We start from the raw sequence: 19,305 nt of genomic DNA, 5'->3' as shown, positions 1-19,305 counted from the left end.
CGCGCACCGCGGGCCGCGTCGCCGGGGGCGTCGGGGGCGTCGCCGGAACGCTCCTGCGCACCGCCGCCTCGCCCGCCCCGGAAAGCCCCCTCAACGTCGTCACCGGCGCCCACCGCCGCGTCTGCATGGTGCAGGTGCCGCTGGACAGCTTCCGCTCCGTCCGCGACGAGATGCGCGCCTCCCGCGGCGCCGGCGCCGCGGACGTCTCGGTGACCGACTCCATCCTCGCCGTCATCAGCGGCGCCCTCGCCGCCTGGCTGTCCACGCGCGGCGAACCGCTGCACACCGGCACCATCGTGCGGGCCCTCGTGCCGATCAGCCTCGGCGCGAGCGCCCACCCCGTCGGCCTCGTCAACGACGTGCACGCCGCCGTCATTGACCTGCCCGTCGGCGAACCCAACCCGCACGTGCGCCTCGAACGCATCGCCTACCAGATGCGCCGGCAGACCCGCCCCGGGCAGACCGTCGACGCCGGCTCGATCGCCGGGCTCGCCGGGTTCGCCCCGTCCACGCTGCACCACCTCGGCGCCCGCATGGGCAGCGCGATGTCCCGCCGGTTCTTCAACCTCGTCATCATCAACGCCCCCGGCCCCCAGCAGCCGCTCTACGCGGCGGGATGCCGCATGGTCGCCAGCTACCCCGTGGTGCCGCTCGCCGCCGGCCAGGCCCTCAGCATCGGGCTCACCTCCTACGACGGCACCGTCTGCATCGGGCTCCTCGGCGACCGCGGCGCCATGCCCGACCTCGACGTGCTCGGCGAGTGCCTCCTCGACACGCTCGAGGCCTGGAACGGCGTGGACGGCGCGGGCAGCGACACTGCAGCACCCGACGCCACCGAATCCACCGACACCCCCGACGAGGAGACCCCGTGACCGGCTCTCGCGTGTTCGCGGCCGTGACCGCCGACGACCTGCGGCGTTGGTCCGTCGGCGAGCCGGTCGACCTCACCGACCGGCCGGCGCACGCCGTCACCGACCGGGCCCGGCAGGCGTTTCCGGACGACGACGAGGAAGAGCTGGAGTACGCCGCGCAGTGGTCCGCGGTCGAGCGCGCGCAGCCCGGAGCCGGTCCGGTCGTGGTCGCGGCCCTCGACGTGCCCGCGGGGCAGGCGGCGGCCAGCGGAGGCGACGACCCGGACCGCGGCTTCGAGGTGCGGCTGGCCCACCCGGTGGCCGTCGCACGGCTGGCCGCGTTGCACGTGCTGCCCGCCGCCGCGACGCCCGACGAGGAGCTCTCCTGGTACGACGCGGCGGAGCTGCCTCAGGTGCTCGAGCTGCTGGGCTGAGCCCGCCGGGGGGCCGAACAGCAGGTCCGCGGGCTGTTTTCGGCCTAGCATCGGGAGAAGCGCGGGCGCATCGAGGCGTCCGGCCCGTTGACCGATAAGGGTGAGTTCGCCGTCATGTCAGCTTCGCTGGAAGAGTCCCGACAGCATCTACTCGCGGAGGCGGCGGCGCTGGCCGACCGTTCCGTCGATCACCCCGAAGAGCTACTGGCCCTCTACTACCGGCACGTGGCCGACGAGGATCTGTTGGCGCGTCGGCCCGAGGATCTGGTCGGCGCAGCGCTCGCCCATCGCTCGCTCGCGATGGAGCGCCCGCAGGGGCAGGCGCGGGTGCGGGTGAGCACACCGTCGGTGGAGCAGGAGGGGTGGTCCACCGAGCACACGGTGATCGAGATCGTCACCGACGACATGCCGTTCCTCGTCGACTCGGTGACCGCCGAACTCGACCGGCAGGGCCGGGCCGTGCACCTGCTCGTGCACCCCCAGCTCGTCGTGCGCCGCGACGAATCCGGCCGCCTGCTCGAGGTGCTCGACGTCGACGTCGACGACCTGCGCGCCTCGGGCCGGCCCCCCGAGGGAGACGGGGTGCGCGCCGAGTCCTGGATGCACCTGCAGATCGACCGCGAATCCGACCTGGAGGACCGCGAGTACATCGCGGAGCGCCTCGGCGAGATCCTCGGCGCGGTGCGGGTGGCCGTCGAGGACTGGCCGCTGATGACCGAGCAGGCCCGCCGCATCGTCTCGGCCCTGCACGACGACCCGCCCGCGGGCATCCCTGAGGAACAGCTCGACGACGGGCGCGCGCTGCTGGACTGGATGGCGTCCGGGCAGTTCACGTTCCTGGGCTACCGGGAGTACCGCCTCGAGCGGCGCGACGACGGTGAGTACCTGACGACCGTGCCGGGCACCGGCCTGGGCCTCCTGCGCGAGCACGCCGACGGGGACGACGGCAAGCGCACCGAGCCCGTCTCGGCGCGGCTGCCGGAATCGGTCGCGCAGAAGGCCCGCGAGAAGCAGTTGTGCATCGTCACCAAGGCGAACTCGCGATCGCCGGTGCACCGCGACGTCTACATGGACTACATCGGGGTCAAGACGTTCGACGACGCCGGCGAGGTCGTCGGCGAGCAGCGCTTCCTCGGGCTGTTCACCGCGAGCGCCTACACCTCGTCGGTGTCGGCCGTGCCGTTCATCAGCCGCAAGGTCGACGCGGTGCTGCGGGCATCCGGCTTCTCCACCGACAGCCACCTGGCCAAGGACCTGCTCGGGGTGCTGGAGAACTTTCCCCGCGACGAGCTCTTCCAGGCCGACACCGAGCAGCTCACCCGCACCGCGACCGCCGTCGTGCACCTGGCCCAGCGCCGCCGCACCCGGCTGTTCCTGCGCGTCGACGACTTCGGCCGGTTCATGTCCGCCCTCGTGTTCCTGCCCCGGGACCGCTACAACACCGCGGTCCGGCTGCGCATGGAGGGCATCCTGCGTGAGGCGTACGGGGTGCCCGCCTCCGAGAACGTCGACTACACCACCCGGGTGTCCGAATCGAGCCTGGCCCGACTGCACTTCGTCGTGCGGGTGCCGGCCGTGGAGCCGGCGGCGCAGGTCGACCCTGCCGAGCTCGAGCGCCGCCTCGTCGACGCCACCCGCACCTGGGACGAGGACCTCGCCGAGGCCACCCGCGCCGAGTACGGCGAGGAGCACGCGGCCCGGCTGCTGCGCGACTACGGCCGCGCCTTTCCCGAGGCCTACAAGGAGGACTTCCACCCGCGCGTCGGGGTCGCCGACCTGCAGCACGTCGAGCGCCTCGACGCCGAGGGCGACTTCCGGCTGAACCTGTACCACTCGCCCGGGGCGCCGGAGGGCGAGCGCCGGCTCAAGCTGTACCGGCGGGGGCCGCTGTCGCTCTCGCAGGTGCTGCCGATCTTCACCGACATGGGTGTCGTCGTCACCGACGAGCGGCCGTACGAGCTGCGCCGCCTCGACGGCGCCGCCGTGCACATCTACGACTTCGGTCTGCGGGCCACCGACGAGAACAGCTGGACCCGCGGGCCCGGGGGCCGGCGGGAGGCGTTCCAGGAGGCGTTCGAGGCGGTCTGGCTCGGCCACGCGGAATCCGACGGCTTCAACGCGCTCGTGCTCTCGGCCGGGCTGACGTGGCACCAGGTGCGCATCCTGCGCACGGTCGCCAAGTACCTGCGCCAGGCCGGCACGACGTTCAGCAACGCCTACATCGAGGGCACGCTGCGCCGCAACCCCCTGATCGCCCAGCTGCTCGTCGCCCTGTTCGAGGCCCGCTTCGACCCCGACGCCGGCGCCGGCGACGAGGCGGGCACCGACGACGCGACCGCCCGCGAGCGGGCCGAGGAGGAGGCGTCGGAGGCGGTGGTGCGGGCCCTGGACGACGTGAGCAGCCTCGACGAGGACCGCATCATCCGCTCGTTCCTGCACGTCATCCGCGCCACGCTGCGCACGAGCTTCTACCAGGTCGACGACGCGGGGCAGCCCAAGCCCACGATCAGCCTCAAGCTCGATCCGCGCCAGATCCCCGGGCTGCCCGAGCCCCGTCCGATGTTCGAGATCTGGGTCTACGGGCCGCGGGTCGAGGGCGTGCACCTGCGCTACGGCCCGGTCGCCCGCGGCGGCCTGCGCTGGAGCGACCGGCGCGAGGACTTCCGCACCGAGATCCTCGGCCTGGTCAAGGCCCAGATGGTCAAGAACGCGGTCATCGTGCCCACCGGCAGCAAGGGCGGCTTCTTCGCCAAGCACCTGCCCGATCCCAGCGACCGCGAGGCGTGGATGGCCGAGGGCATCGAGGCGTACAAGCTGTACATCGCCGCGCTGCTCGACGTCACCGACAACCGCGTCGACGGCGCGGTCGTGCCCCCGCCGCGGGTCGTGCGTCACGACGGCGACGACCCTTACCTCGTGGTGGCCGCCGACAAGGGCACGGCCAGCTTCTCCGACGTCGCCAACGGCGTGGCGCAGGAGTACGGCTACTGGCTCGACGACGCGTTCGCCTCCGGCGGCAGCGCCGGCTACGACCACAAGGGCATGGGGATCACGGCCCGCGGTGCCTGGGAGTCGGTCAAGCGGCACTTCCGCGAGATGGGCCACGACACCCAGACGCAGGACTTCACGGTCGTCGGCGTCGGCGACATGAGCGGCGACGTGTTCGGCAACGGCATGCTGCGCTCGGAGCACATCCGCCTCGTCGCGGCCTTCGACCACCGGCACGTCTTCGTCGACCCCGAGCCCGACGCGGCCGCCTCCTACGCCGAGCGGCTGCGGCTCGCGCAGCTGCCGCGCAGCTCGTGGGCCGACTACGACACCGACCTCATCAGCGAGGGCGGCGGGGTGTTCGCGCGCACGGCGAAGTCGGTGACGCTCACCCCGCAGATCCGCCAGGCCCTCGGCATCGACGACGGCGTCGAGACCCTCACGCCGGCCGAGCTCATCAAGTGCGCGCTGCTGGCCCCCGTCGACCTGTTGTGGAACGGCGGCATCGGCACCTACGTCAAGGCGAGCCAGGAGACCGCCGCGCAGATCGGCGACCGCGGCAACGACGCGATCCGCGTCGACGGCAAACAATTGCGTGTCAAGGTGGTCGGTGAGGGCGGCAACCTCGGCGTGAGCCAGCTCGGCCGCATCGAGGCCGCGCTCGCCGGGGTGCGGATCAACACCGACGCGATCGACAACTCGGCGGGCGTCGACACCTCCGACCACGAGGTGAACATCAAGATCCTGCTCACCGGGCTGATGCACGCCGACGACCTCACCCGCAAGCAGCGCGACGAGCTGCTCGCGTCGATGACCGACGACGTCGGCCTCAAGGTGCTGCGCGACAACTACGAGCAGAACGTGCTGCTCGGCAACGCCCGCGCCCAGCAGCTGGAGATGGCCGCGCTGCACGAGCGGTTCATGGAGTGGCTGACCCAGCGTGGCGAGCTCGACCGGGCGCTGGAGTTCCTGCCCGACAACGCGACCCTGGCCGAGCGGCGGGCGCAGGGCCGCGGCCTGACGTCGCCGGAGTTCTCGGTGCTCGTCGCCTACGCCAAGCTCGCGCTCAAGGCCGACCTGGCCGCCGGCGACCTCGCCGACGACCCGTGGTTCGAGAGCACCCTGCGCACCTACTTCCCGGAGCCGGTCCGCTCCCGCTACGCGAAGGAGCTGGCCGACCACCCGCTGCGGCGCCAGATCATCATCAACGCGGTGGCCAACTCCGTCATCAACCGCGGCGGCATCACCTTCGCCTACCGCGCGATCGAGGAGATGGGCGTCGGGTCCGAGCAGGTGGCCCGCGCGTTCGTCGCGGCGCGCGAGATCTTCGACCTGGCCGGCTTCGTCGCGCAGGTCGAAGCGCTCGACAACGTCGTCGACACGCAGGTGCAGACGCGCATCTACCTGGAGTTCCGCCGGCTGCTCGACCGCACGGTGCGCTGGTTCCTGCAGAACCGGCCGGCCCGCCTCGACGTCGCCGCCGAGATCGAACGGTTCGGGCCGAGCACCGCGGCGATCCGCGGCGGCCTCGCGGACCTGCTCGGAGGCGGCGAACGGGCCCGCATGGAGACCGAATCGGCCGAGCTCGTCGCCCAGGGGGTCCCGGAGGAGCTCGCGACGACCGTCGCCTGCCTGCTCGACTCCTACTCGTGCCTGGACATCGTCGAACTCGCCACCGACCTCGGGCGCGACGTGCACGAGGTGGCGGCGGTGCACTTCGGGCTGTCCGCCCAGTTCGACATCGACGGGCTGCTCTCGCAGGTGGCGGCGCTGCCGCGGGACGACCGGTGGGATTCGCTGGCGCGCGGAGCCATGCGCGACGACCTGTACGCGGTGCTCGACGGCCTGACCCGCGCGGTGCTGGAGAGCACCGACGACCAGGCCGGTGCCGACGAGCGCGTGCAGGCGTGGATGCGCGCCAACGAGGCGTCGCTGGCGCGCACGAAGAAGGCGCTCAACGGACTCGACGAGATCGAGGAGCCGACCCTGGCGCCGCTGTCGGTGGCGGTGCGCGCCCTGCGCAGCATCGTGCGGGCCGGGGGAGTCGCCAACTGATGTGCCGCTGAGCCGCCGATGATCCACCGCTCCATCGGGGTCTCGGCCTCCGGCGCACGGACCTGGGAGCGCGCCGGGCGGGTGCGTCTACGCTGCAAGGGTGCCGACCATCCAAGACGTGTTCGCCCGCGCCACCCAGCTCCGACCGCCGGACGTCGAGTGGCTGCATCTGCTCATCGGTGACTGGCAGCTCGTCTCCGACCTGTCGTTCTCGGACCTCGTCCTGTGGGTGCGCGTCGACGCCGGCGCGGCCGACCCCGAGTTCCAGGTGCGGGAGTCCGACTGGATGGTCGCCACGCACGTGCGGCCCAACACCGGTCCGCTGGTCTTCTTCGACGACCTCGTCGGCTGCCGGGCCGCCTCCGAGCGGCGCACCCTGCTCGACACGTGCGCCCGCAAGAAGCGGATCGTCAAGGACGCGGAGGCGCGCCATTACGACGAGACCGCGGTGCGCCAGGAGGCCATCCCCGTCGTGCGCTCGGGCCGCGTCATCGCCGTGCTCACCCGGCACAGCAACGCGGCGATGACGCGGGTGCCGAGCCGTCTCGACCTGACCTATCTCGGGGTGGCCGAGCACCTGTGCGAGATGATCGCGGCGGGGGAGTTCCCGGTTCTGGGCGCCCCCACCGGGCAGCGTCGCGGCGCCCCGCGGGTCGGAGACGGGGTGGTCTGCCTCGACGCCGAGGGCGTCGTCACGTACGCGAGCCCGAACGCGATCTCGGCGCTGCACCGCCTCGGGCACCCCGGCAACATCGTCGACGAGCAACTCAGCCGCATCGTCTCCGACGTGCTGGAGGACCACACGGTCGTCGACGAGTCGCTCGTGCTCGTCGTCACGGGCCGCGCGCCCTGGCGCAGCGAGGTCGACGCGCACGGGGCGTCGCTGAGCCTGCGGGCGGTGCCGCTGACGACCCACGGGGAGCGGGTCGGGGCGCTCGTGCTGCTGCGCGACGTCAGCGAGTTGCGTCGCCGCGAACGCGATCTGATGACCAAGGACGCGACGATCCGCGAGATCCACCACCGGGTGAAGAACAACCTGCAGACCGTGGCGGCGCTGCTGCGGCTGCAGTCCCGCCGCGTGGGTGACGAGCGGGCGACGGCGGCCCTGCAGGAGGCGGGCCGGCGGGTGGCGACGATCGCCCTCGTCCACGACACCCTGAGCCAGACGGTCGACGAGGACGTCGACTTCGACGACGTGCTGACGCGGGCGCTCAACGCGGTCGTCGAGGTCGCCACCGACGGCCCGCCGGTGGAGTGGGAGTTGACCGGCACCTTCGGGCGGGTCGGCGCGGAGGACGCGACGTCGCTGGCCATGGTCCTCACCGAACTGGTGCAGAACGCGGCCGAGCACGGGCTGGCCGAACACGGCGGCCGGGTCGTGGTCGACGCGGTGCGCGGGCCGAAGCGGCGGCTGTCGGTGACCGTGACGGACGACGGAGTGGGGCTCCCGGAGGGGTTCCGGCCGGGCCGCTCCGGCCTGGGCAGTCAGATCGTGTCCGCCCTCGTCGACGACCTCAGCGGCACGATCACCTGGGAGCGCGCCAAGCCCCACGGCACCAGGGTGTGCTTCAACGCGCGGCTGCGTCACCTGGCGCCCAAGCAACTGCGGGACGCGCCGGACTGAGTCGGGCGGCGGCCGCGCGGGTCTCGCAGTCGTCTCGAGAATCGGGGCGAGCACGGCGAACGGTCGGCGGACGTGGGGTCCGCCGACCGTTCATTCACGTGTGCTTGCCGGACCGGTGCCCGAACCTGAGGGTCGGGGTCGTTCCGCGCCGGCTCAACTGGGCTGCCGGCTCAACCTGTGCTGGTGCCTTGGCTGGGCTGCTGGTGCCGCGACCGGGCTCTCGGCCTCGGCGGGCTGCTGTACTCAGCCGGCCCGTCGGGCCCGGGCGTTGCGCCGCTTCAGTGCGCGGCGCTCGTCTTCGGACAGGCCACCCCAGACACCGGCGTCCTGTCCGGACTCCAGCGCCCACTTCAGGCAGATCTCCTGAACCTCACACCGACGGCACACGGCCTTGGCCTCTTCGATCTGGAGAAGCGCCGGACCGGTGTTTCCGATCGGGAAGAAGAGCTCCGGGTCCTCCTCCAGACACGCAGCGCGATTGCGCCAATCCATGGGTTTTGCTCCTTGCCTCAGACCCGCGGAGGACCGATTTTCGACCCGCCGCGCGGACAGTTCCCTGTGTGCGGACATCACTCACCGGATCTCGATGAGAGATGTGAACATGACCGGTTGCGCTATAGCCGTTCCCCCGGTGCACGATGAGATGCGCGCCTTCCGGCTCGGTCACGTCTGACAGATGTCAACTTCGACGCCGTCGTCGTTGTTCCTAGCCTCACAGAGGGCTCGGCGCCGGGCAAGGTGTTAAGGATAGTTTGCGCACATTCGCAATTGTGACGCTCGTCACTTGTGTGCATAGATGCGATCCACTATACGCCCTCGCGACCGCTTCCGTCTCCCGCAGCTGTGCAGGCCAGAGGCCTGGGGCTGTCGTCCGAGGGTTGCCGGCGGGGCACTCCGGTACCCGACATCCACCCCCAGCTAGCGGCTGGGGAGGGGGTTCGGGCTGTGCGACGTGAGCGATCCGACACCCGGCTGACCGTCCAGCATGTGAGCGAAGTCTTCCCATGGTCAATCCAGGCCGGAGCCGGTACGCGCGACCTTCGCGCCCGCGGTCGCCCGGTTCTGCGCCGCACCCGCGGCGGTCCCGACGCGGGTGCTTGGGAAACAGGGCACCCCGGGAATGTGCACGGGCCGGTCTGACCCGGTAGCGTGAACCTACGTTGCCGTAAGTTTCGCTACCGGAGGTTCCTGCGTGTCAGTCACACCGTTGCCCGTGGTCATCCAAGGGGGGATGGGTGTTGCCGTGTCCTCGTGGTGGATGGCCGCCGATGTCGCCAGGAGCGGACATCTGGGGGTCGTGTCCGGCACCGCGCTCGACGCGGTGCTCGCCCGACGGCTGCAGGACGGCGACCCGCAGGGGCACGCGCGACGGGCGCTGGCCCACTTTCCCGACCAGGCCATGGCGCAGCGCATCCTCGACAAGTACTTCAAGGAGGGCGGCCGCGACGGCGCGCCGTACCGCCCGAACCCGACGCTGACCGTCTCCCCGAGCACCGCAGCCGTCGAGCTGTCGGTCGCCGGCAACTTCGTCGAGGTCTGGCTCGCCAAGGAGGGCCACGACGGCCTCGTCGGCATCAACTTCCTCGAGAAGATCCAGATGGCCACCCCCACCGCCGCGCTCGGCGCGATGCTCGCCGACGTCGACTACGTGCTCATGGGAGCTGGCATCCCGCGCGAGATCCCGAAGCTGCTCACCGACCTCGCCGCCGGTCGGCCGGGCGGGATCACGATCGACGTCGCCGGCGCCACCAAGAGGTACACCTCCACCGTCGACCCGGTCGAGGTCATGGGGGAGTACCTGCCGCAGCTGCGCCGCCCGCAGTTCCTGGCGATCGTCTCGCTGCACTCGCTGGCCAGTTACCTGTACCGCGACGAGGAGATCCGCCCCGAGGGGTTCATCGTCGAAGGCCCGCCGGCCGGTGGGCACAGCGCGCCACCCCGCGGCAAGATGCAGCTGGACGACGACGGCCAGCCCGTGTACGGGTTGCGCGACCAGCCCGACCTGCGCAAGATCGCCGAGCTCGGCCTGCCGTTCTGGCTCGCGGGTGCCTACAGCTCCCCGGAGAAGGTCGCGGAGGCGCTCCAGATCGGCGCCACCGGAGTGCAGTGCGGCACGATCTTCGCCCTGTCGACCGACTCCGGGCTGGCCCCCGCAGTGCGGGCTCAGCTCATGGAGCGGCTGACGAGCGGGAGCCTGTCGGTGCGCAACGACCCGCGCGCGTCGCCGACCGGTTTTCCGTTCAAGGTCGCTCGGCTGCCCGGCACGATGTCGCAGCCGGAGGTCTACCACGCCCGTCCGCGGTTGTGCGATCTGTCGTACCTGCGCACCCCATACGAGCGCCCGAACGGCACGCTCGGCTACCGGTGCGCCTCCGAGCCCGAGGACGCCTACCTGAAGAAGGGCGGCAACCTCGAAGACACCATCGGGCGCAAATGCCTGTGCAACGGCCTCATGGCCAACATCGGCATCGGCCAGGAGCGCAAGGACGGCTACCACGAGCTGCCCGCCGTGACGCTCGGACAAGACCTCGACGGGCCGGCCGCGCTGCTCGAACTGCACCCGCAGGGCTGGACCGCCACGCAGGCCGTGGAGTGGCTGATGACCGGCGCGAGCGACGCCGGCGCCGGACGGGACCGCTCAGTGCCGGCCTGAGCCAGCTTGAGCCCGCTTGAGCCCGCCTGAGCCGGCTCGCGGCGGCATCGGCGCAGGTCGCCCGCCGGTGAGCTAGCTTTGGGGGTATGCGTCTTCACGGCCTCCTCACTCGCCGGGGGGTGGTGCGCGCCGTCGGCTGGACGGTCGCGGCCACCACGGCAGCGCAGCTCGCGGCCGCGGTCGCGGTCACGACCGTCGACGAGGTCCGCAAGCGGCGCGCGACGCCGCCCGCCGGATTTCCCAGCGCCGCGCCGCGCACCGTGGATGTCTCCGGCAACCACATCACCACCTACACGAGCGGCGACGACGTCTTCGACGACATGCTCGCGGCCATCGACGACGCCCAGGAGTCGGTCTTCTTCGAGTTCTACATCTGGAAGGGCGATGAGATCGGCACGCGCTTCAAGGAGGCGCTCATCGCCGCCGCCCGTCGGGGTGTGCAGGTCTTCATCGTCTACGACGGGTTCGGCAACCTCGTCGTCGACCCGCGGTTCTACGACTTCCCCGAGACGGTGCACGTGTTGCGCTTCCCGGTGCTGCGCTGGGGCATGCTGCGCCTGGATCTGCGGCACATGGGCCGTGACCACCGCAAGATCGTCGTCGTCGACGGAGAGATCGGTTTCGTCGGCGGCTACAACATCGGTGACACCTACGCGAGCGAGTGGCGCGACACCCACATCCGGGTCGAGGGCCCGGCGGTCTGGGAACTGACCGACACCTTCGTCGACTTCTGGAACGAGTACCGGCACGCGCGCCGTCACCCGGAGCTGCCGGACCGCGGGGCCAAGGAGTGGAACAGCCAGATCAAGGCCGCCCGCAACGCCCCGAGCCGCATGCTCTTCCCCGTGCGCGGCCTCTACCTCGACGCCATCGAGCGGGCCACCGACCACATCTACATCACCCAGGGCTACTTCATCCCCGACAACGAGATCCTCACCGGCCTGCTCAAGGCCTCCCGCCGCGGCGTCGACGTGCGGGTCATCGTGCCGGAGTACTCGAACCACATCATCGCCGACTGGGTCGCGCGCGCCTACTACTCCGAGCTGCTCGCCGGCGGCGTGACGATCTGGCTGTACCGCGACGCGATGGTGCACGCGAAGACCGCCACCATCGACGGGGTGTGGAGCACGATCGGCACCGCGAACATCGACCGGCTCTCGATGACCGGCAACTACGAGGTCAACATGGCCCTCTACAGCGAGGACATGGCCACGAAGATGGAGGAGATCTTCACGATGGACCTCGGCAACTGTCGCCAGCTCACGTTGGAGGAGTGGGAGCAGCGCGGGCGCCTCCCGCGGGTCGCCGAACGGCTGCTGCAACCCCTGCACCCGCTCATGTAGTCGCCGGCGCCCAGTAGGCTTGACCCTCGTGGCTGTCGACTTCGCTTCTGAGATCAAGGACCTGCGCCAGACGATGGCGTCCGTGCGTGAGGTGACCGACCTCGAGCGGCTGCGCGCCCAGATCGCCCAGCTCGAACAGGAGGCCGCGGCGCCGGACCTGTGGGACGACCAGGAACGGGCCCAGCAGGTGACGAGCAGCCTGGCCCGCGCCAACGCCGAGCTCGAGCGCATCACCGGCATGGATTCGCGCATCGACGACCTCGAGGTGCTCGTCGAGATGGGCACCGAGGAGGACGACGCCGACACGATGGCGGAGGCCGACCGCGAGCTCGTCTCCCTGCGCAAGGCCGTCGGTGAGCTCGAGGTACGCACGCTGTTGGCGGGGGAGTACGACCCTCGGGAGGCGGTCGTGACGATCCGCGCGGGCGCCGGCGGCGTGGACGCCGCCGACTTCGCCGAGATGCTGCTGCGGATGTACCTGCGCTGGGCCGAGCGCCACGGCTACCCGACGAAGGTCATGGACACCTCCTACGCCGAGGAGGCGGGGCTGAAGTCGGCGACGTTCGAGGTCAACGTGCCCTACGCGTACGGCCACCTCGCCGTGGAAGCGGGCACGCACCGGCTCGTGCGGATCAGTCCGTTCGACAACCAGGGCCGCCGGCAGACGTCGTTCGCGGCTGTCGAGGTGGTGCCGCTCATCGAGCAGACCGACCACATCGAGATCCCCGAGAACGAGCTGAAGGTCGACGTCTTCCGCTCCTCGGGGCCCGGCGGGCAGAGCGTCAACACGACCGACTCCGCGGTGCGCATGACGCACATCCCCACCGGCATCGTCGTCTCGATGCAGAACGAGAAGAGCCAGATCCAGAACCGCGCCGCCGCCCTGCGGGTGCTGCAGTCGCGCCTGCTGCTGCTCAAGCGCCAGGAGGAGGCCGCGGCCAAGAAGGAGCTGGCCGGCGACGTCAAGGCGAGCTGGGGCGACCAGATGCGCTCCTACGTGCTGCACCCCTACCAGATGGTCAAGGACCTGCGCACCGAGCACGAGGTCGGCAACACCGCGGGCGTCTTCGACGGCGACATCGACGCGTTCATCGAGAGCGGCATCCGCTGGAAGCGTTCCGCCGAGCGCGCGGAGGCCTGAGCCGTGGGGCGGATCAGCGACTACTTGGGGTTGACCGGGGGCAGCGACCCGCACGCGGAGATCGCGCGGCTGCGGCGCCGCGTCGACGCCCTCGAGGCGGCGCTGCGCGAGGTGTGTGAGCGCACCGGTGTCGACCCGGCCATCGTCGCCGCGCAACCAGCCGTCGACGCCGAGGTGCTCGAACTCGTGCGGACCGGCCAGAAGATCCACGCGGTCAAGCTACCGGGAGGTCACCGGCGCCGGGCTGCGGGAGGCCAAGGAGGCGGTCGAGGAGATCGAGCGCCGCGCGCCCGGTGCCGGCTCCACCGGCCCCTGGTTGTCGTGAGATACGCCGCGTCCGCCGCCGGCGGGCGCGGTGGCCGCTCCGGCGCTTAATCTGGGTCGATGGACCCCGTTTCCGACATCACCCAATCGCTTCCGATGGACGACATCGCCGATCGGCTCGGCGTCTCCCGCGGTGAGGCCGAGAGCGCCGTCGCGACGGCACTGCCCACGCTGCTCGCCGGCATGGGCGCCAACGCCGCCGATGCGCAGGGCCTGGCCTCGCTGGAGGCGGCCGTCGGCCAGCACGACGACAACCTGCTCGACGGCGGTGTCACGCTCTCCGACGTCGACACCGACGACGGCGACCGCATCGTCGACAACGTCTTCGGCGCCCAGCGCCAGGACGTCGTGCAGCGACTCGGCGGTGCCGGCGCCAGCTCCGGTCTCGTCGCCAAGCTGCTGCCGATCCTCGCCCCGATCGTGCTGTCCTACCTCGCCAAGCGGCTCACCGGGCGCGCGCTGCCCGGTGGCGTGGGCGGGTCCGTCGGCGGCGGAGTCGGCGGCACGATCCTGCTCGACGTGCTCGGCCAGGTGCTCGGCGGGCGCGCGGGCGGTGCCGGCTCGGCCTCCCAGCAGCAGGCGCAGTCGCAGCAGCCGTCGCAGCAGTCGTCGGGCAACGCCGTGGAGGACCTCATCACGAACGTCCTGGGCGGGGTGCTCGGAGGCGGGCGCCGCGCCTGAGCGCAACCCACACAACAGTGTGCGAACGGCCGGTGGCCCCAACAGGGACCACCGGCCGTCGTCGTGTGTCGGTGCGGAGGTCAGCCCTCCTCTTCGGCCCACTCCACGAGCACCTGCCCGGACTGCACCGCGTCGCCGACGGAGACCGCGACGTGCGCGACGGTGCCGTCCTTCGGGGCCGTCACCTCGGTCTCCATCTTCATGGCCTCGAGCACGAGCAGGGTCTCGCCCGCGGTGACCGCCTGGCCCTCCTGCACGAGCACCTTGACGACGGTGCCCGCGAGGTTGGCGGTCAGGGCGTTGGAGGAGGTCGCCGGCGCCTTCGCGGCGCTCGGTGTCACTCCGTAGGCGGACGAGGAGCCGACCAGGATGGCGCCCAGGCTGGGGCGCTTCTCCTCCTCGACCTCCACGTCGACGTCGTAGACGGTTCCGTTGACCGTCACCTTCAGCTTCATCTGTCGTCCTTGTCGCTTGTCGGCTGCTCGCCGGCCGTCATTCGTTGTCGGTAGCCGTTGTCGGTAGCTCAGCGCGAGCCGCGGGTGGACACGAAGTGCGACTGCTGCTGCACCGTGCGCCCCTGAGCGCTCCACGAGGATCCGCGCCGCAGGCGGACCTGCCGCACGGTCGCGCGCTTGCCGAGATAGGCCGCGACCGCGGCCGAGATCGCCAGCACGACATCGGGGTCGGCCTCGCCGGAGTGGGTGAGGCCGGCGACCTGACCCTCCAGTTCGTCGACCCGCGCGACGAGCGCCGCGACCTGCTCCTGCAGGGCCGCGAACTGCTCGGCGGACATCGTGACGTCGCCTGTGCTCTGGTCGGCGCTCACAGCGGGATCAGCCCGTGCTTCTTGGTGGGCCGCGTCTCGCGCTTGTTCGCCAGCGTCTCCAGCGCCCGCGCGACGTACTTGCGGGTCTGCGACGGCTCGATGATCTCGTCGACGAGCCCGCGCGACGCCGCGACGTACGGCGTGTTGAACGCCTCGCGGTAGACCTTCACGAGCTCCTCGCGCTTGGCGGCCGGGTCGTCGGCCGCGGCGATCTCGCGCCGGAACACGACGCCCGCAGCTCCCTCGGCGCCCATCACCGCGATCTCGGCGGTCGGCCACGCGAGCACGCGGTCGGCACCGAGGTCCTTGCCGCACATCGCGAGGTACGCGCCGCCGTACGCCTTGCGCAGCACCACGGTGACCTTCGGAACCGTCGCCGCCGAGTACGCGAACAGCATCTTCGCGCCGTGGCGGATGATGCCGCCGTACTCCTGCGTGACGCCCGGCAGGAAGCCCGGCACGTCGACGAGGGTGAGCAGCGGGATGTTGAACGCGTTGCAGAACCGGATGAACCGGGCTCCCTTGTCGGAGCTGTCGATGTCGAGCACGCCGGACATGACCGCCGGGTTGTTGGCGATGATGCCGACCGTGCGGCCGGTGACCCGGGCGAACCCGACGACGATGTTCGGCGCGAAGCCCGCGTGCACCTCGAGGAAGTCGGCGTCGTCGACGATGCCGCCGATGACCTCACGGATGTCGTACGCCTTCTTGGAATCCTCGGGGATGACGCTGTTGAGGTCCGCGTTGGCCGACACGTCGTCGTTGCCCTCGAGCACCGGCGGCTCTTCGGTGTTGTTGCTGGGCAGGAAGCTCAGCAGCTTCTGGCAGATGAGCACCGCCTGCTCGTCGTCGTCGGCGACGAAGTGCGTGACGCCCGAGCGGGCCATGTGCGACTCCGGTCCACCGAGCGCCTCGGCCGTCACCTGCTCGCCCGTCACCTGCTTGATGACGTCGGGGCCGGTGATGAACATCCGCGACGCCTTGGTCTGGATGATGAAGTCGGTCAGCGCGGGGGAGTAGGCCGCGCCGCCGGCGCACGGCCCGGCGATGATCGAGACCTGCGGTACCGCGCCGGAGAGCGCGACGTTCTGGAAGAACACCTTGCCGTAGCCGGAGAGGCTGTCGATGCCCTCCTGCACGCGCGCGCCGCCGGAGTCGTTGATGAAGACGAACGGGGTGCCGTTCTCCAACGCCGCGTGCAGCGCGTTGGCGACCTTGATCGAGTGCATCTCGCCGGCGGAGCCACCCGCCACCGAGAAGTCCTGGCTCGCCAGGTGGATCGGGCGCCCGTAGACCGAGGCCGCGCCGGTGACGACGCCGTCGGCCGGCATGTCCGCCGTGTCCATGCCGAAGAGCGTCGTGCGGTTGCGGGCGAAGGCCCCGGTCTCGTCGAAGCTGTCGGCGTCGACGAGCTTCTCGATGCGCTCGCGGGCCGTCAGCTTGCCCTGTTCGTGCTGCTTGGCGTGACGCTTCTCGCCACCGCCGGCCTCGACCTGCGCGCGCTTGCTCTTGAGCTCGTCGATGCGCTCGCGCATGGTCGGCTGCTTGTCAGCCATGTCTGCCTTTCGTTGCTCGCAAGTGGTCGTTCGCCCCGGGACCGGGGCCCAGCCGGCTCAGGCCGGCTTGACGGCCACCGAGTGCTGCTTGCCGTCGACGGTGATCGTGTAGGAGATGGGCATCCGCACCGGCCCGGAGCCGGTGTCGCCGGCCGCGGCCAGCTTCTCGGCCTCGAGTTCCGCCGGGTCCTTGCCGACGTTCTTGGGGCCCTGCGGGCGCTCCTTGAAGAACTTCGGCGCGACCTTGGGGAACATGGCCTGGGTGAGCACGTCCTCGTCGGTGCCGTCGAAGCCGTCGAGCTTGGCGGCCTCGTCGCGCAGCTCGTCCCACTCCGGGGCGATGAGGTCGGCCGGCCGCACGGTGATCGGCTCCTTGCCGGTCTGCTCCTTGGCCTTGGCGACGACGTCGGGGTTCATCTCGCCCAGCGTCAGGCCGTAGTAGCCGAGCATGAGGTCCGCGAACTCGGCGGTGAGCACCTTGTACTGACCCATCAGCACATTGAAGACGGCCTGGGTGCCGACGATCTGGGAGCTCGGGGTGACCAGCGGGGGGTAGCCCGCGTCGGCGCGCACGCGCGGCACCTCCTCGAGCACCTCCTTGAGCTTGTCGCCCGCGCCCTGCTGCTTGAGCTGGCTCTCCATGTTGGAGATCATGCCGCCGGGAATCTGGGAGTCGAAGATGTCGGTCTCCACGGAGAAGCTCGACATGAACTGGCTGTAGCGGGGCTTGACTTCCGCAAAGTGTTCTTTGATCTTGCCGAGCAGCATCTTGTCGAGGTCGGCGACGTAGCCGGTGCCCTCGAGCATCTCCACCAATGATTCTGTGGGGTTGTGGCCGGGGCCGAGCGACATCGAGCTGATCGCGGTGTCGACGACGTCGGCGCCGCCCTCGATCGCCTTCATGAGCGAGACGAGCGTGACACCGGTCGTGGAGTGGCAGTGCACGTTGACCTGCAGGCCGGTCTCGTCCTTGATGGCCTTGACGATGTCGTAGGCGGGCTGGGGCTTGAGCAGGGCCGCCATGTCCTTGAGCGCGATCGAGTCGGCGCCCATGTCCTTGAGCTGCTTGGCGAGGCCGACGTAGCCCTCGACGGTGTGCAACGGGGACGTCGTGTAGCAGACCGTGCCCTGGGCGTGCTTGCCCGACTTCTTGACCGCCGCCATCGCGCGTTCGAGGTTGCGGGGGTCGTTGAGGGCGTCGAAGACACGGAACACGTCCATGCCGTTCTCGGCGGCCTTCTCCACGAAGTGATCGACGACGTCGTCGCCGTAGTGCCGGTAGCCGAGCAGGTTCTGACCGCGCAGCAGCATCTGCAGTCGCGAGTTGGGCATGAGGCGGCGGAACGTGCGGAGCCGCTCCCAGGGGTCCTCGTTGAGGAACCGGATGCACGCGTCGAAGGTCGCGCCACCCCAGCACTCGACGCTCCAGTAGCCGGCGGCATCGATGTCGGGACACGCGTCGACCATGTCTTCCAGGGCCATTCGAGTCGCCATGAGGCTTTGGTGGGCGTCTCGCAGGGCCAGTTCGGTCACGCCGATCTGTCGGGCTGAACTCATGATTCCTACCTTTGCAGCAAATCGGGGCTCGTCGCAGGGGACCTAGGTCATCGAGCGCTGACCGGCCCAAATGTCCCGCATGATGGCGCCGATCGTCTCGTGAAACGGACTCCGAGGGGCGCGCGGAGACGGGTCGCGGCGCCTGCCCCGCCGGGGTCGATCGGCGTTCGTTCTGCATCCGCTCACAGTCGGCTCGCAGTCCGCTGCGGTTGTCGGTCGCGAAGTGTTAATTACAGAGACGGTCGTCTCGATTCATGAGACGTGATGTCGAGGGGTTGCGACGCCACGCGACGCGGCGGGTGCAGTACGCGATCCGCCGGCTGCCAACGTACCCTGAGAACCGGGGGCGGTCGCGGATGCGCAAGCGGTCGACCGGCGTCGCCTCATCCGCTTCGCCGTGTCTGCTCCGCTTCGACGGGGAGCCCGGCCGACGGGGGATGAGGCCACCTGTCGAACGAGGAAGACGTCGAATGATCCGATTCGAGAAAGTCGTCAAGACCTATGCTCGCAACCCGCGGCCGGCGCTCGACGGCATCGACGTGGAGATCCCCGCGGGCCAGTTCGCCTACCTGGTCGGGGCCTCCGGCTCCGGCAAATCGACCGTCATCCGATTGCTGCTACGCGAGGACCGGCCGACCAGCGGCCGCATCGTTGTGGCGGGCCGCGACCTGACGCGCATCAAACGTCGCGAGGTGCCTCGGCTCCGGCGCGATCTCGGTGTCGTCTTCCAGGACTTCAGGCTGCTGCCGGACAAGACCGTGGCCGAGAACGTCGCGTACGTGCTGCATGTGCTGGGCGCCGGGCGCGACACGGTGCGCGAGCAGGTGCCCGCCACCCTCGAGGTCGTCGGGCTCTCCAGCCTGGCGCGGCGCTTCCCGCACGAGCTGTCCGGCGGCGAGCAGCAGCGGGTCGCGATCGCGCGGGCGCTGGTCAAGAAGCCGCGGCTGCTGCTGGCCGACGAGCCGACCGGCAACCTCGACCCGGGCACGAGCCTGGAGATCGTGCGGCTGCTCTCGCAGATCAACGAGGCGGGCACGACGGTGCTCATGGCGACCCACGACGACTCGATCGTCAACGAGATCCGGCGCCGCGTCATCGAACTGAGCAACGGGCGGATCGTGCGTGACGAGCAGGACGGGGCCTACGAGGCGCCCCGCCCCGAGGTTGCCGAACGCGCGGGCGGCGGTTCGGGTGCCGCGGTTGCGGCTGCCTCCGGGGCGGCGGCGTGGCAGGGTCACCCCCCGACGACCCGCGTACCCGCGGCCGCCCCCG

The 19,305-nt window shown here is 70.7% G+C and carries 15 protein-coding genes; 10 read left to right on the top strand and 5 right to left on the bottom strand.

Annotation, left to right across the window (positions count from 1 at the left end):
• From PINTE_RS14300 to PINTE_RS14285, 4 genes are all read left to right on the top strand, one after another.
• Window positions 1-872 (top strand): WS/DGAT domain-containing protein (locus PINTE_RS14300; protein WP_157087260.1); only part of this gene is annotated, 872 nt, incomplete at its 5' end.
• Window positions 869-1,285 carry a DUF6912 family protein gene (locus PINTE_RS14295; RefSeq protein WP_068431999.1) on the top strand — a complete coding sequence of 139 codons (417 nt, stop codon included), beginning with the start codon at window positions 869-871 and terminating at the stop codon, window positions 1,283-1,285. The genes PINTE_RS14300 and PINTE_RS14295, both read left to right, overlap by 4 nt.
• Window positions 1,286-1,399: 114 nt before the next feature.
• Entirely contained in the window at window positions 1,400-6,328 is a 4,929-nt protein-coding gene (locus tag PINTE_RS14290; RefSeq protein WP_068432005.1) for an NAD-glutamate dehydrogenase, read from the top strand.
• 100 nt (window positions 6,329-6,428) lie between these two features.
• On the top strand, window positions 6,429-7,952 hold the full coding sequence (locus tag PINTE_RS14285; RefSeq protein ID WP_068431996.1) for a sensor histidine kinase: 1,524 nt from the start codon (window positions 6,429-6,431) through the stop codon (window positions 7,950-7,952).
• A 243-nt stretch (window positions 7,953-8,195) separates the two neighbouring features.
• Here PINTE_RS14285 and PINTE_RS14280 read toward each other — a convergent pair whose 3' ends face one another.
• Window positions 8,196-8,444 (bottom strand): WhiB family transcriptional regulator, encoded by a 249-nt coding sequence (locus PINTE_RS14280; RefSeq protein WP_068431993.1) that lies wholly within the window; start codon window positions 8,442-8,444, stop codon window positions 8,196-8,198.
• 739 nt (window positions 8,445-9,183) lie between these two features.
• Here PINTE_RS14280 and PINTE_RS14275 point away from each other — a divergent pair.
• From PINTE_RS14275 to PINTE_RS14255, 5 genes are all read left to right on the top strand, one after another.
• Window positions 9,184-10,605 carry a nitronate monooxygenase gene (locus tag PINTE_RS14275; protein WP_068431990.1) on the top strand — a complete coding sequence of 474 codons (1,422 nt, stop codon included), beginning with the start codon at window positions 9,184-9,186 and terminating at the stop codon, window positions 10,603-10,605.
• Between the two features lie 86 nt (window positions 10,606-10,691).
• On the top strand, window positions 10,692-11,948 hold the full coding sequence (locus PINTE_RS14270; protein ID WP_068431988.1) for a phospholipase D-like domain-containing protein: 1,257 nt from the start codon (window positions 10,692-10,694) through the stop codon (window positions 11,946-11,948).
• A 28-nt stretch (window positions 11,949-11,976) separates the two neighbouring features.
• Entirely contained in the window at window positions 11,977-13,089 is a 1,113-nt protein-coding gene (gene prfB / locus PINTE_RS14265) for a peptide chain release factor 2 (RefSeq protein ID WP_068431985.1), read from the top strand.
• 3 nt (window positions 13,090-13,092) lie between these two features.
• Window positions 13,093-13,464 (top strand): hypothetical protein, encoded by a 372-nt coding sequence (locus PINTE_RS14260; RefSeq protein WP_068431982.1) that lies wholly within the window; start codon window positions 13,093-13,095, stop codon window positions 13,462-13,464.
• Between the two features lie 9 nt (window positions 13,465-13,473).
• Window positions 13,474-14,094 (top strand): DUF937 domain-containing protein, encoded by a 621-nt coding sequence (locus PINTE_RS14255; protein ID WP_084343613.1) that lies wholly within the window; start codon window positions 13,474-13,476, stop codon window positions 14,092-14,094.
• 80 nt (window positions 14,095-14,174) lie between these two features.
• On the opposite strand, the gene PINTE_RS14250 is transcribed toward PINTE_RS14255, so the two are convergent.
• From PINTE_RS14250 to PINTE_RS14235, 4 genes are all read right to left on the bottom strand, one after another.
• Entirely contained in the window at window positions 14,175-14,549 is a 375-nt protein-coding gene (locus PINTE_RS14250) for a biotin/lipoyl-containing protein (RefSeq protein ID WP_068431976.1), read from the bottom strand.
• Window positions 14,550-14,617: 68 nt separating this feature from the next.
• On the bottom strand, window positions 14,618-14,920 hold the full coding sequence (locus PINTE_RS14245; protein WP_245642956.1) for a hypothetical protein: 303 nt from the start codon (window positions 14,918-14,920) through the stop codon (window positions 14,618-14,620).
• Window positions 14,917-16,476 (bottom strand): acyl-CoA carboxylase subunit beta, encoded by a 1,560-nt coding sequence (locus PINTE_RS14240; RefSeq protein ID WP_068431973.1) that lies wholly within the window; start codon window positions 16,474-16,476, stop codon window positions 14,917-14,919. The genes PINTE_RS14245 and PINTE_RS14240 overlap by 4 nt, the downstream gene beginning before the upstream one ends.
• A gap of 57 nt (window positions 16,477-16,533) precedes the next feature.
• Window positions 16,534-18,033: a methylmalonyl-CoA carboxytransferase subunit 5S gene (locus PINTE_RS14235; protein WP_068431970.1), complete on the bottom strand. Its 1,500-nt coding sequence runs from the start codon at window positions 18,031-18,033 to the stop codon at window positions 16,534-16,536.
• A 470-nt stretch (window positions 18,034-18,503) separates the two neighbouring features.
• Here PINTE_RS14235 and ftsE point away from each other — a divergent pair.
• The coding region (gene ftsE / locus PINTE_RS14230; protein ID WP_157087259.1) for a cell division ATP-binding protein FtsE at window positions 18,504-19,305 on the top strand (802 nt) is incomplete at its 3' end.

It is taken from the genome of Piscicoccus intestinalis NBRC 104926, from assembly GCF_001515525.1.
GTDB classification, from domain to species: domain Bacteria; phylum Actinomycetota; class Actinomycetes; order Actinomycetales; family Dermatophilaceae; genus Kineosphaera; species Kineosphaera intestinalis.
Note: the sequence above shows the minus strand (reverse complement) of the source record. Positions and strands in the feature narration are given on the sequence as shown.